At 50.0% G+C, this 12,645-nt stretch carries 14 protein-coding genes; 4 read left to right on the top strand and 10 right to left on the bottom strand.

Annotated features, from left to right (window positions below; all coding sequences use genetic code 11):
* Both NDA02_RS21100 and NDA02_RS21095 read left to right on the top strand, forming a co-directional pair.
* Positions 1-1,356, top strand: a complete 1,356-nt coding sequence (locus NDA02_RS21100) for a sorbosone dehydrogenase family protein (RefSeq protein ID WP_348255780.1) — start codon at positions 1-3, stop codon at positions 1,354-1,356.
* A 25-nt stretch (positions 1,357-1,381) separates the two neighbouring features.
* Positions 1,382-1,768 (top strand): VOC family protein, encoded by a 387-nt coding sequence (locus NDA02_RS21095; RefSeq protein WP_348248207.1) that lies wholly within the window; start codon positions 1,382-1,384, stop codon positions 1,766-1,768.
* Between the two features lie 51 nt (positions 1,769-1,819).
* On the opposite strand, the gene NDA02_RS21090 is transcribed toward NDA02_RS21095, so the two are convergent.
* The 8 genes from NDA02_RS21090 to NDA02_RS21055 form a co-directional block, all read right to left on the bottom strand.
* Positions 1,820-2,572 carry a hypothetical protein gene (locus NDA02_RS21090; protein ID WP_190792147.1) on the bottom strand — a complete coding sequence of 251 codons (753 nt, stop codon included), beginning with the start codon at positions 2,570-2,572 and terminating at the stop codon, positions 1,820-1,822.
* Between the two features lie 392 nt (positions 2,573-2,964).
* Positions 2,965-4,632 carry an ATP-binding protein gene (locus NDA02_RS21085; protein ID WP_190792148.1) on the bottom strand — a complete coding sequence of 556 codons (1,668 nt, stop codon included), beginning with the start codon at positions 4,630-4,632 and terminating at the stop codon, positions 2,965-2,967.
* Positions 4,629-5,177 carry a methanogen output domain 1-containing protein gene (locus tag NDA02_RS21080; RefSeq protein ID WP_348248210.1) on the bottom strand — a complete coding sequence of 183 codons (549 nt, stop codon included), beginning with the start codon at positions 5,175-5,177 and terminating at the stop codon, positions 4,629-4,631. Before NDA02_RS21080 ends, NDA02_RS21085 begins: the two co-directional genes overlap by 4 nt.
* Before the next feature lie 725 nt (positions 5,178-5,902).
* Entirely contained in the window at positions 5,903-6,460 is a 558-nt protein-coding gene (locus NDA02_RS21075; protein ID WP_190794019.1) for a GNAT family N-acetyltransferase, read from the bottom strand.
* A 117-nt stretch (positions 6,461-6,577) separates the two neighbouring features.
* The gene (locus NDA02_RS21070; RefSeq protein ID WP_190794020.1) at positions 6,578-7,138 is read right to left on the bottom strand and encodes a hypothetical protein; all 561 of its coding nucleotides are present in this window, start codon (positions 7,136-7,138) and stop codon (positions 6,578-6,580) included.
* Between the two features lie 319 nt (positions 7,139-7,457).
* Positions 7,458-7,889, bottom strand: coding sequence for a hypothetical protein (locus tag NDA02_RS21065; RefSeq protein WP_199296795.1), 432 nt, complete (start codon positions 7,887-7,889; stop codon positions 7,458-7,460).
* 562 nt (positions 7,890-8,451) lie between these two features.
* Entirely contained in the window at positions 8,452-9,186 is a 735-nt protein-coding gene (locus NDA02_RS21060; protein ID WP_190794021.1) for an anti-sigma factor, read from the bottom strand.
* A 123-nt stretch (positions 9,187-9,309) separates the two neighbouring features.
* Entirely contained in the window at positions 9,310-9,933 is a 624-nt protein-coding gene (locus NDA02_RS21055; RefSeq protein WP_242067544.1) for a sigma-70 family RNA polymerase sigma factor, read from the bottom strand.
* Positions 9,934-10,245: 312 nt separating this feature from the next.
* Here NDA02_RS21055 and NDA02_RS21050 point away from each other — a divergent pair, with 312 nt between their 5' ends.
* On the top strand, positions 10,246-10,977 hold the full coding sequence (locus tag NDA02_RS21050; RefSeq protein WP_190789705.1) for a ferritin-like domain-containing protein: 732 nt from the start codon (positions 10,246-10,248) through the stop codon (positions 10,975-10,977).
* A gap of 77 nt (positions 10,978-11,054) precedes the next feature.
* Here NDA02_RS21050 and NDA02_RS21045 read toward each other — a convergent pair whose 3' ends face one another.
* Complete coding sequence (locus NDA02_RS21045; protein ID WP_242067096.1) at positions 11,055-11,735, bottom strand: molybdenum cofactor guanylyltransferase; 681 nt, start codon at positions 11,733-11,735, stop codon at positions 11,055-11,057.
* A 118-nt stretch (positions 11,736-11,853) separates the two neighbouring features.
* Here NDA02_RS21045 and def point away from each other — a divergent pair, with 118 nt between their 5' ends.
* Complete coding sequence (gene def / locus NDA02_RS21040) at positions 11,854-12,384, top strand: peptide deformylase (protein WP_190789706.1); 531 nt, start codon at positions 11,854-11,856, stop codon at positions 12,382-12,384.
* 44 nt (positions 12,385-12,428) lie between these two features.
* Here the strand turns inward: def and NDA02_RS21035 are convergent, their stop codons facing one another.
* Positions 12,429-12,578, bottom strand: a complete 150-nt coding sequence (locus tag NDA02_RS21035; RefSeq protein ID WP_348255786.1) for a dienelactone hydrolase family protein — start codon at positions 12,576-12,578, stop codon at positions 12,429-12,431.
* Between the last annotated feature and the right edge of the window lie 67 nt (positions 12,579-12,645).

The following is a 12,645-nucleotide window of genomic DNA, read 5'->3' as shown; positions in this document are numbered from 1 at the left end:
ATGCGCTTTCTTTCGCTGGTTAGTTCCCTATTTCTCCTGACCCTGGCGGCTTGCAGCACTGATTCTGCGATCGAGCAAAATCAATCTGCTCAACCCAGTTCACCGCAGCCCGAAACCGTTGCTCAAACCCAGCCTCAGGCGCAATCTTCTAGCCCCAAAAACCTGATCCAAACCCGATCGCTCAATCCGCAGCAAATCAACATCCAGGTTGAAGATCTGCCCCAACCCTTTCAAACTGACAGTGCCTCGAATCCGCCGCAGGTGATTCCGATTCCGCAAAATCCGGTATTGAACGTGCCAGAAGGCTTTACGGTAAACGTTTATGCCGAAGGACTCGATCGCCCCCGCTGGCTGGCACTTACCCCCGAAGGGGATGTCCTGGTGACTGAAACGCGGCAAAATCGAATTCGCCGACTCAGCGATCGGAACGGAGACGGCGCGGCTGAAGTCAATCAAATCTTTGCCACGGCAGAGAATGGGCTAAATCAAGCTCTGGGTATGGCATTCGCCAACGGCTATTTCTTTCTGGGCAATACCGATGCCGTGCTGCGCTTTCCATACCAGCAAGGACAAACTGCGCTCAACGGTCAGGGACAAAAAATCGCCGATTTACCTGCGGATGGCTATAACAACCACTGGACGCGTAATGTTGTCGCTTCGCCCGATGGTAATAAGCTCTTTGTGTCGATCGGCTCTGGGACTAACGTAGACGAAGAGCCTTTACCTCGCGCCTCAGTACAGATCATGAATCTTGACGGCTCCGATCGCCAGACCTTTGCTTCAGGACTGCGAAACCCAGTTGGACTCGACTTTCATCCCACCACAGGCGAACTTTACACCACGGTCAACGAACGCGACGGACTGGGCGATGACCTTGTGCCCGACTACTTGACCCACCTGGAAGCAGGCGATTTTTACGGCTGGCCCTATTCCTATCTTGCCCCTAATAAGCTCGACCCGCGCCGACTGGTGAACGATCGCCCCGCCAAACCCGACCTGATCGGCAGCACCAAAACGCCCGATGTTCTGTTTCAGGCGCATTCTGCCGCGCTGGGACTGCAAATCTATGACGGTGACACCTTCCCCAATCGCTACCAAAACGGTGCATTTGTCGCATTTCGCGGCTCCTGGAACCGCAACCAGGGCACAGGCTACAAAATTGTCTTTGTCCCGTTTGATGCCAGAACAAACCGTCCGGCAGGATACTACGAAGATTTCGTCACCGGGTTTCTGACTCAGCCGACCGTTCCCGCTACCTGGGGTCGTCCGGTAGGAGTGCTGGTGGTAGCGGATGGCAGTCTGCTGTTTACCGATGAAGCAAACGGACGCATTTATCGGGTGCAGTATCAGGGATAATCAATGCAATACAGCAAACCCAATCATGCAAACTAAAGGCTTTCACCACGTTGCCATTATTTGCTCAAACTACGATCGTTCCAAACATTTCTATACGCAAATTCTCGGCTTTCCAATTATTCAGGAAACCTACCGCGCCGCCCGCAATTCCTACAAGCTTGATCTGAAAGTCGGCGAAAGCGATGCGATCGAACTCTTTTCCTTTCCCGATCCGCCCGATCGCCCCAGCCGTCCCGAAGCCTGTGGGCTGCGCCATCTTTCTTTTGCAGTTGAAGATTTAGATCAAGCCGTGGCAGATTTGCGATCGAAAGGCGTAGAACTCGAGCCAATTCGAGTGGATGAACTAACCGGAAAACGGTTTACCTTTTTTCAAGATCCCGATCGACTGCCACTGGAAGTTTATGAGATATAAGCGTTCAATACCTTTTTGGCTTACGCCCTAACGCGACTATAAACAAGGTTCTTATTTCTGTTCAATCCTAGTTCGGTACTTTGGCGGCACTCGAACGTGGTGAGGATCAAGGAAATCAATTAGATCGATGAGCTTACTGTGAATTAATACAAGTCTCTCAGCTTCAACCTTTGACGCATTTCCCATCGTGTCAATATCGTCTCTCAGCTTCGCGAACCAGCCCGCAAACTCCGGATCGCTCATCTTTTTCACAAACGTTGCGTAACCAATGCAATCATATCCAATCGCTTCACTATTAGAACGAGGAACTGTCATGATTTCCCCAATCGCTCGCTGCTTACCGTTATGGAGTTGGAAAGTGCCTCCGGCTTTGTAATGTGCAAAGGCTTGATTGATATTGACCAGTAGTTCACTCAAGGGACGGTTCAGTTCTAGCTCACCCAAGTCCAAAAACTGAATTTCTCGGCGTAAAATTTCTACCCATCCAAGGTACTCCGCCACAACGTACAGGGTGTTGTTAATCGCATAGCTCTGTGAGGATGGCGATCGATGGTAGAAACGCTCCAAAAACCTGTTCTGATGAATGTTGTACAAGCGGCTCTGAAGATCAATCGCTGAGCGCAATAAGGGATCTCGGTACTTAGACATTAAAGCAGCCGTCTGAGCTTCACGCGATTCGGCTTCACGCTGCTTTGTAAGGCGGTCAGTTAATCGGGCAATACGAGTTTGACCGTAAATACTGATGACTGCGCTAATAACGGCAACAATTGCTGCAAGGATTGCAGTAATGACTTCAGGCTTCATCTAGCTTGCTGATATGCTTATTTTCTGAAATTTACTTGCTCTCGATATGAACAGATGGCTTTGAAACTACTACCACTACTTACAACTCAAGCGAGATAACGGCAAAGTTGAGCGGCTGCAGAGATCTTGAACTGAGCACCAAGGGCGAGCGTCCGCTCCAACGACTTGTTAGCCTGCAACTTCACCGATCGCCTCACTCTGCTTGGCTTTCCACAGTTTAGCTCGAAACCACGATCGCCCCAACTAACATCCTTTTGAACGATCGCACCCCTTGCCGATGACCTCAAAATCACGAACCCGAAGACTTCTGGGCGCTCGCACTACCATCGTTACTCTGGAAGTGCCGTAGCCATAGACATTCCTACAGCCAAGTCCGAAATCGCAAATTGGTATTAGATACCTCTGATTCGTCCAGCCAGATTTGCAATCACTGCAATTAATTCAGCAGGTTCAACTGGTTTGGCAACATGGGACTGGAAGCCTGCTAAAAGAGCAGCCCTGCGATCCTGAGTTCTGGCATACGCTGTCAGGGCTATAGCGGGAATTTTTCCTCCGTTTTCTGGTTCCAGTGCTCTGACTCGACGTAACAGAGCATAACCGTCTTCATCCGGCATCCCAATATCACTAATTAATATATCCATCGGCGTCGAAGATGCGGTTAGTGCTGAGATTGCATCGTCTGCTGAAACTGCAGCCATGACTTCTGCCCCACAAACTTCTAGCGTGTAGGTGAGTAAATCCCGAATATCCGCGTCGTCATCCACGATTAGTATCCTCAATCCATCTAGCCGAGGGGAGCAGTCAAACGGGACACTGCCTCCCACCGCTGGATGCACCCGTTCTGGTTCAATTGCTGTCAGTCCAACAGCCATCAGTGGTAGTTTCACTGTAAACGTTGATCCTTGTCCTTCTCCTGGGCTTTCAGCGTGCACCGTTCCGCCATGCAGCTCCACCAATTGGCGGACGATCGCTAAACCCAGCCCTAGCCCACCAAAGGAACGGGTGATGGAACTATCTGCCTGGCGAAAGCGCTCGAAGACGTAGGGGAGGAATTCGGCACTGATGCCTTGACCTGTATCCGCCACAACAATTTCAACATGAGAGTTAATTCGTTGTAGGCAAACCTGAACCCGCCCGTGTTTCGATGTGAACTTGATCGCATTGCTGAGCAGATTCCAGACAATTTGCTGTAGCCGCTCGGAGTCTCCTAAAACAGGACCTGCTGCTGGATCGAGCACCGATTGCAGTCGTATGTTTTTTGCATCAGCGGTAGGTCGCACCGTATCCATCGCTGCCTCAATCACCGGCAATAGCTCAACCGTTTGAACATCGAGGCGAATCTTTCCTGTAATAATGCGTGAGATATCCAGGAGATCATCAACCAACTGCGCCTGAGATCTAGCGTTGCGCCCGATCGTTTCCAGAGCGCGATTCATCGTTGCTTCGTCTACCCTCTTGGTCCGAAGGATCTGAGACCAGCCAAGGATGGCATTGAGGGGGGTCCGCAGTTCATGGGAAACGGTTGAGAGAAATTCATCCTTCAATCGATTAAGATTCTCAGCTTCTGCTCGTGCTTTCTCAGCCTCCGCTCGTGCTTTTTGTTCCTGCACCAGAAGTTGAGCCCGCTCTTCTTCCGCTCGTTTCCGTTGCCGGATCTCTTTTGCCAATTCATCGATCTTCTTGTTAAGTAGGATGAATCGGCTACTGGCAGATTCCCTACTTTTTAAGCGCAATAAAATTAATGCAGGCGATTCGGGTGACCACGGTCGGATGGCTGCCCCTTCAGAGCGACACAAGCAAGTTTCTCCATTGTTGGCACTCAAGGTTAATGATCCAAGCACCATTCCTCGACTGCTGGAGCAATTGCGTAGATACTGTCTGACTTGATCAGGAGGATTGGTTACCAGCTCAAAGAGCATTTTCCCTTGCAGTATCTGGTGGTGTAGCCCCAGCATCTTGGAGAATGACGGGTTGGCAGCCAGGATCTGACCGTTTACCGAAATTAGGAGCACGGGTTCTGGCAAAAGTCTGGCGAATTCGAGAAACTGTTCGGGAGTCACCCCTCATTCTCTCCCCTGAAGTATTCTCTTCCTTGACTTTCTTCTGCCTCTGGAGTGGGTTTCAAATAAACGACCACCTGGCATCCAGGCGCCCCCGTCGCTATCGTCTCTTGCAGTTCCACCTTGGCGTACCCTAAATTGTCCGCTGCAATGGAGCCAAAAACATTTGAGGTCATCATACACATAGCGGGGCGATCGATGACTTTTTCAGCAAACGGGCAAGCACGGTTCCCTAAGACAATCTTTTCATCCGTTTGTTCGATGATATAGAAGTCACCCTGGATTCGCCGCTTCAAATCCACGAAAACATCGGCTACTTGCTCTCGCGTTAGATGGGATACCTCTAGAGCCGCTTTATAGTCCTGGTCTATTTGCCTCCCCATGTTTTGCCCCACTACACTAATAAACCCTGAGGCTTCTTCTAACCCCACTACATCCTGTAAAGTACCTGCTAACTCTCGAATTAAGGTACGTAAAAACACATCCCGCTCCAAAGGAATTCTGAGATCCTTCACAGGTGTTTCGGACTTAAGAGAACTATTCATAGCAATATCTCGTGAATAAAGTTCAGCAAAAATTTACTCAAAACTATAATGCCATCGAGCAGATTGATCCATTACCTTAACTAATACCTTAACTAAAGATGGAGATCGCTGTCTCTATTGTATTGCTTTACACCCGAGCGATCGGCAACGCAAGCAGCTATCGCTATGTAGTTAGGCGCAGGGATATAGGGCGGATGGGTATCATCAGCCAGGAGAGTGATGTATACTGCAAGTGCTTCACCGGGTCTATGCCTTAACCCCCACAGAGCAACGCATCCAGGATCTGAGTCCAGATCGCGTAAGCTCGTTATACGTGTACGGGGGATAGATGATGCGTTACGCAAGGGTTTAGCGAAGCTATGGCAAAGGCCATACGCATTCTACATAGTCGGGCGATCGCGCTTGCTTAAATGATTGATGACCCGACGATTGCCAAACCGTTATCTGAGGTAATGCGAGTCCGACCATGTGAGACAGCGCTTGCCCCTCTGGAAGGAAACCATTGCGAATGTAACATTCACATTTCTCCCAGCAAGAGTGAACTGTCAACCTTAAGCAACTGTCCTATAGATAACCTTGCAGTAACTTGGCTTTGAACACCTACAGACAATTTTTTTGTGCTGCCTCAACCCACGAACAAAGCAGGCTAACGCTTGCAATCACCGGACACTAATGTCTTTTGCAACAAACCAACCAAACTGAATTGTTCCAGTGCATTGCGATTGTTATACAGTGATGCGACGCTCCCATTGATCTCTCGTGATTCGCCACTCTACCTCGCTCCAACCTTGTTCGGACATCCATGTAGAGCCCGCCGGACGGATGGCAACTACTTCCGCTCCGATCCACTCTGCCAACCGAGCAATCCGCACGTTTGCACTTACAGTAGAGCCAGAGATCACCTCTAGTCTTAGTTCCCAAAACCCGAAATCGAGCAGGGCGCGCCCAACCTCGATCGCGTAGGCATATCGTCCCCAATAGTCAGGTGCAAGTTCAATCCCCAATTCCATCTCACCTGCATCACACCCTCTTCCCCGCAGTCCGCAGCAGCCGATAAGCATGCAAGGTTCATGCCGTTGCACAATCGCAAGTTGGTAGTTAAGACGAGGATGCTCAGAAGCCCATGTGCAAAATGTCTTAAACAAACGTATTGAATTTTCGGAACTAGCTTGACCTGGTTCGTAGAAGATTTGACTGCGAGGATCAGCTTGATAGTCTAAGAATGAAGATCGATCTGACTCAACGAAATCACGCAGCAAAAATCTTTTGGTTACGATCTCCATATCAGCAAGCTTAATGTTCAAACTGTATAACGGCGAAGCTGAGCGGTGCCAGAGAGCCTAGGAGTTCAGTAGGCACTTTCATTTCATCCGCTCCAGCGCAGTGTTGGGGTACGCTGCTCACTGGAAATGTGCGATGTGTTTGCCGCATTTTTGACACTCATCATATCCTCGCCACTGTTCTAACTTACATCGGGGACAAATGAGATACTCCGGATCGGTACTTGGGAGTACGACTTCAACATCCTTTGTTTTTTCTATCACAATGGAACGGAATGCTAGAAATAGATAAACCCAAGTCAAACAGGCTAAAGCATTTAGCCACAGCCCTAAAGACATCATTTGCTGGGCTTCCGTAATCAAGATAAAGGACAAGGATAAAAACAATACTGTCCAGAAAATGCTTAACCCCTGTTTCTGAGAGTTCCAGGACAACAGGGGTGCAGAGCCTGGATACTGTCTGAGAATCAGAAAAAGGATGAAAACAATGAACGGAAGGGCAGGCAATGCTGTGACTTGACCTAACCCGATTACCATAGATTGTCCGTCTGTGTGGCTATCAAGCTGACTGACTGCTTCAAAATAAGGGTCGATCAGGTAAAACCAGTTCAACAGCCACAGACTAATTGGAAGAATGTAGAGTGGCAATGCAAACGGGGGAGTAATTACGAGGTTTCTCATTGCAGCATCTGAACCTATGTCCTAGCCATGAGAGCAATTTCTCACAACCAATACTAACTTCACATCAGGCATCTCACCGATCGCTGTCAGGTATAGCCCAAACCGACAACATCAGCAGCCCAACGATTGGGCTAACCGGACGACGATAACCTTTAGGACTTAACTATACAGCTTGCCTCCGTTCCGGTTCAGCGATTTGTTATGCGACTTGAGTATCACGGGTGGAAAGAATTTAGAGCTTCAAGGTTCGTACCCAATTGTGCCAGTAGGCTGCTACTTGCGAGGTTTGCTTTATCACGACATCCGGGGCTGAATCAGCTCACCAGAAAGTCAAAGCATAAAAGTCTACTGGCTCACCCTCTCCATAAGTATCGATCTCTTTTCCGCGATCCATATCACGAGCGCAGTAGCGCACACGATAAATTTCTTGCAGGAGCGGAACATCGCACACATATTCACCCCCCCATTCAGACAAAATCACCTTTTCTGAACTGGGGGCGAAGGAAACTTCCACAATCTCTTCCCAAGTATCATCAAGAGGTGGCGGAGCGTCCAGCACATCAAGGACAAAGCTAACATCGCCGGTGTGCAGACCTGTAAGGAGAAAAAGCATTCCTGGCGAAGCAGCTCCACACAGTCCGTTGTTTTGGCCGCAAAAGGAATCTTCTAAACCAACGCCCCTGCTTTCGAAAGGTTCGATGTAAGCTTGACCATAGTGGATGTGCAACCGCCCATCGAAGATTCGTACCATAAGCTTCTGGTAAATCTAAGGGTTCATCGAGGTAAGGCAGACGCCTAACTCTTAATTATGCCGAACTGATTCGGGCTATTTACCCTGTAGAGGCAATTAGGCTGAATCAATTCCGTCTAATCCCCCAACTCAGACATTAACCCGACAAATTTTCCGTATAATATTCCGATTTCGGCAGTTAACCCGAATTCTTCAGCGTTTCTTCCGTCGGTCTTCGCCTTGCATTCTGCCTAAGATCCCTGTAACGGAATTAGACGGAAGCTAAGATGAGCGGGCTATCTCTGATGCCTACTTACTAAAAGAGGGGATGTAAACTTATCCCTAAACAGAGGTGTATTCTTGGTTCACAACAGTTTGTTAAGAATGACAAAGCTCCACCCCGCATTAAACAGCAAAGGTGTGAGATTTAGGTCTTTTTTAGGTCTTTAGAAAAGGAAGTCTTCTGAAATGTTAGTGAGGCAGGGGTTCTAGAAGAAGAGAAACTGCCCGGAAAACGGTTTACCTTCTTCCAAGATCCCGATCGGCTTCCGTTCGAAGTTTACGAGGTTTGATGAGATCCTTTTCACAGGCTGTTCATCACCAGTTCTCCTGCCGGAACAGGCGGATCTGCCGCTTTTTCAGCCGTAATCAGCATCTTTTCGGGAGGCGCATTCAACGTGACTGCAGGAATTTGCCAGGCTGCATTCGTTTGGTTTGTCGGGTTGCTGTTAAACTCTCCGAAGAAGATGGGCTGGGATTTGCCCGGCTCGATCGCCCAGAGTCGATACACCCGATCCGCAGGCAATTGCGGCAAATTCTGCACCAGCACAATCACAACCTGCTGCCCCGGATTCACCACCAAACTGCCTGAAGCTTGAGTCGCATCCCCTGTTCCCTGAAGGCTAAAGAGCTGCAAATTCGGCTGCTTTAGCGTCGCAACCAGGGCTTTCGCAGTGGCATTTTCCTGGCGCAAGCGATAATTGTCGACCGTCAGTGCCCCAACCACCAGGGCAGCAACGGCTCCTCCTAAACCCACCCAGAAGCGGGGCTGACGAGAACGACGCGAAACCCGATTCGTCTTTGGCTCCGATCGCGCCTGCTGCAAAATCGCCTCGCGTAAATGGGGCGGCGGTTCCTGTTCGGGGAGTCCATAGGGCATGAGTGCCAGTACCTCTTGAAGCTGAGCCATTTCCTGACGTAAATCAGGATGGGTGTCCAGCAGTTGCCTGAGCACCTCCGCTTCTTCGGGACTGAGATCACCCAGAGCATAGCCTGCCAAAAGTTCCTGCCAGTTTTCGGGACGCGAAGATAAAGTCATTGCGGGAAATCGTAGAAGCAAATCACGGCGAGAATGAAAGAAATCAAAAACAAGAAATCAAAAACAGAAAAAATCAAAAACAAAAGAAATCAGATGAAAGAACAAAAGACAGAGCAGCGAATGCTAAAGATAATCCTGTAAAGTTCGGCGCAGTTTCAGCAAGCCCTGGCGCGATCGGCTCTTCACTGTTCCCAGCGGCACTTGCAGGCGATCGGCAATTTCAGACTGGCTCAGACCTTCATAATAGGCAATTTCTAAGACCCGTCGCTCACTGTCCGGCAACTGCGAGAGGGCTTCGCGCACCAGTTCCGATCGCTCCTGCACCGATACCATTTCTAAAGGAGAAGCCGAAACCGCTTCTGTCCGAGTCAACGCCTGCCATCGCTGCAAAAAACGAAACTTTGTACCCCGTGCCCGTAGCTTATCAATCGATCGCGATCGAGTCATTGTAGTGAGAAAGCTGCTCAGTGACCCGCGACTGGGATTGTAGGCACCCTGCCGCCACAGCGTGAGAAACACATCCTGAGTCACATCTTCTGCCTCTTCAGTATTTTCTAAAATTTTGAACGCCAATCCGTAGACCAGACGCGAATAGCGATCGTACAAAGTTCCCAAACATTCGACCTGACCCTGTTTAACCGCATTGAGCAGTTCTAGATCGGTCGGCGGTTCAGAAGCAGTTTTAGACACAGGGTTTGGCATTAGGGGCAGCGTGACGGCATCGGCAGCGCGAAAAACATGGGTCATATTTTTCCGCCATCAAATATATGATTCCTGAAATTAGATACGACGATCGAGGGGAATTGGATTGCGAGATTGATCTGGGATTAAGGCGACAGGCAGCTTTAATCTGGATGGGTGGATTGCCGAACGGCCGAATTCAAAAGGGCAGTGCGCGAATTGCCGTTAAAACATCCACCCGAACGCAAAAAAAATTGATTACCCCTCATCCAATTTCGATCGTCACCCGTATCTCTTTCAGATTTGATTTTGCTCAATCAATTTTATTCAAACTTCCATCCAAGCTTTCATGCAGTTTATTCACTGCGAGGAGTCATCATGCAAAACAATACATCGCACGAATCCGATCGCCGTTTTCGTTCCTTATCACGTCGAAATGTTCTGGTTAGCGGCACGATCGCAGGGTTTGCAGGCGCGCTGGGGCTGGCAACAGTGGGTTCCCGTTCAGGGCAAGCAATGCCGGGACAATCGATGATGCCCCAAAACTCGATGCCAGGTAATTCGATGATGTCGGAAACGATGCCGGGAATGATGAGCGATGCAGCTCATGACGCTGAGATTCTCAACGGCGCGCTCTACTACGAGCATCAGGCGATCTGGGGCTACACTGCGGCTGCCGGAAAACTGAGCAATACCGCAACAGGACAGGCAGTTCTGGCACTGGCAAAGCGCAACCAGGCAGACCACATGGCACACCGCGATACATTAATCAAAGTCATTCGCGATCTGGGCAGCACGCCTGTAACCGCAGAGCAGAGCTACGATTTGTCCTCCTACATCAATCGCCGGGAAGGAAATCTGGATTCTGATGTCAACATTGCCAAACTTGCGCTCGCGCTGGAAACTGACGCAGCGATCGCCTACGTAACCCAGAGTGCCAAGCTCAAAAATCCCGACCTCATTTCAGCTGGGGCTAGCATCGGCGCAACAGAATCTTCCCATGCAACAGCGATTCGAGCCGCATTTGTATCGTTGGGAATGGACATTGAAATTGTCCCATCATCGTTTGTGAATGCCGATAATCGCAGCAAGTGGATTTTAACCGTCTAATCCCCAGCACACCTAAACAAAGCTTTTTGGGGCAGGATGTTTCTTTTCTAACCGAAGAATCGCAAGAATATCACAAGCTATTCTTCTGCCCCTTTCTGATGCTCAAACCGTTCAACATCGGCAGGCGTATTGCAGTTAAACAGCATTTCTGGGTCAGAGGCAGGCAACTCATACACCTTCTGAGAATCCAGCCATCGTTGAAACGATCGCCCCCCCGATTGAATAAAATCATTCACGCTCGATAGACAGTCCCGCCGATAAAAGCCGCACATTGGCTCCCACCAACCTTTGCCATTTCGCACCAGTGCCGCTAGGGTATCTGAACTGAGGCGAGGCAACACCTCCATCCAGCTGGATAAACCTTCCGTGTTCAGTTGCGGCAGATCGCAAGCCAGCAGCAGCACCCACTCCGTTTTGACCTGCTCAAGGCCCTGGGCAAAGCCAACTAGTGGACCGTGCGGATAGACATCTTTCACCACCGCCACCTCCTGCACAAACTTCACTCGGTCGTCCAGAATCGAACGATAGCGATCGTTCCAGCCCGACACCACATACACCCACGGCGTACAGCTAAACGCAACCTCACAAACCCGCGTCAGCATCGGCTGTCCTTCGATCTCAACCAGTGCCTTATCAGTTCCCATCCGCAAACTTTGCCCGCCCGCTAACACAATCGCGCTCAACTGAGACATCGGATTAAACGCCGCGCTCGTAGACTGAAACAAATCATCTGTCATGGGACGGTCGCTGATTGGCATCACCTCAAACCCCGCAGCAGCTAACTTTAAGCAAATAACTCTAAGCAAATAGCCCTAAGCAAATCTCGATCGAGCGATACACTAGAAGCATACTGCTCTGATTGACATAGCATAGAACATGGTTGAAGTTCTCCAAATCTCCCAACTGGGAAATCCTGTTCTCCGTCAAATTGCACAGCCTGTCGAACATCTGCACAGCCTAGAGATGCAGACGCTAATCGATCGCCTGCTGGCAACCCTGGTTCAGTCGAATGGCGTTGGAATTGCCGCCCCGCAGGTTGCTGCCTCAGTCCAGCTACTCATTGTCGCTTCGCGTCCCAATCCGCGCTATCCCACCGCACCCCAGATGGAACCGACCGTCATGGTCAACCCCCGTCTACTGAGCCACAGCGAAGAGCAAATTAAGGACTGGGAAGGGTGCCTCAGTATTCCAGGCATTCGCGGACTCGTCCCCCGCTATCGCGAAATCGAAGTCGAATATTTCGATCGCCACGGCAACCCCCATCGCCAAATCTTCACCAACTTCCCCGCCCGCATCTTTCAGCACGAAGCCGATCACCTCATCGGCAAATTCTTCCTCGATCGCCTCGAATCTGTCCAGGACCTCATCACTGATCAGGAATACCTCACTCGCATCCTTCACCTCTAATCCTCTATCTCCTCAGCTTTCTATCTCCTCACTTCCCCATTCCCTCACAGCTTCCCTGTCAAAAAACTAACCGTCTTCCTCCAAGCATTCTCAGCCGCACTCGCGCTGTAAACCTCCGATCGCGTGTCATTAGAAAAAGCGTGACCCACATTCGGATAGGTGTGCGATTCGATCGAGCCGCCTGCTTGCTGGATTGCGGCTTCCAGCCTACGGATAGCAGCGGGAGGTATAAAATCATCCTAGCTGGCTTTCAGCCCTTGT

The sequence above is a fragment of the Leptolyngbya sp. ST-U4 genome (assembly GCF_039962215.1).
Classification (GTDB): Bacteria; Cyanobacteriota; Cyanobacteriia; order Elainellales; family Elainellaceae; genus Leptolyngbya_A.
This window is presented reverse-complemented; position numbering and strand designations above follow the sequence as displayed.

What these genes read in the sequence shown, in the direction of transcription:
- NDA02_RS21070 (WP_190794020.1), bottom strand. Translation starts at nt 7,138, where the DNA reads ATGAGAAACCTCGTAATTACTCCCCCGTTTGCATTGCCACTCTACATT.
- NDA02_RS21045 (WP_242067096.1), bottom strand. Translation starts at nt 11,735, where the DNA reads ATGCCAATCAGCGACCGTCCCATGACAGATGATTTGTTTCAGTCTACG.
- NDA02_RS21090 (WP_190792147.1), bottom strand. Translation starts at nt 2,572, where the DNA reads ATGAAGCCTGAAGTCATTACTGCAATCCTTGCAGCAATTGTTGCCGTT.
- NDA02_RS21100 (WP_348255780.1), top strand. Translation starts at nt 1, where the DNA reads ATGCGCTTTCTTTCGCTGGTTAGTTCCCTATTTCTCCTGACCCTGGCG.
- NDA02_RS21050 (WP_190789705.1), top strand. Translation starts at nt 10,246, where the DNA reads ATGCAAAACAATACATCGCACGAATCCGATCGCCGTTTTCGTTCCTTA.
- NDA02_RS21055 (WP_242067544.1), bottom strand. Translation starts at nt 9,933, where the DNA reads ATGACCCATGTTTTTCGCGCTGCCGATGCCGTCACGCTGCCCCTAATG.
- NDA02_RS21065 (WP_199296795.1), bottom strand. Translation starts at nt 7,889, where the DNA reads ATGGTACGAATCTTCGATGGGCGGTTGCACATCCACTATGGTCAAGCT.
- def (WP_190789706.1), top strand. Translation starts at nt 11,854, where the DNA reads ATGGTTGAAGTTCTCCAAATCTCCCAACTGGGAAATCCTGTTCTCCGT.
- NDA02_RS21060 (WP_190794021.1), bottom strand. Translation starts at nt 9,186, where the DNA reads ATGACTTTATCTTCGCGTCCCGAAAACTGGCAGGAACTTTTGGCAGGC.
- NDA02_RS21080 (WP_348248210.1), bottom strand. Translation starts at nt 5,177, where the DNA reads ATGAATAGTTCTCTTAAGTCCGAAACACCTGTGAAGGATCTCAGAATT.
- NDA02_RS21095 (WP_348248207.1), top strand. Translation starts at nt 1,382, where the DNA reads ATGCAAACTAAAGGCTTTCACCACGTTGCCATTATTTGCTCAAACTAC.
- NDA02_RS21075 (WP_190794019.1), bottom strand. Translation starts at nt 6,460, where the DNA reads ATGGAGATCGTAACCAAAAGATTTTTGCTGCGTGATTTCGTTGAGTCA.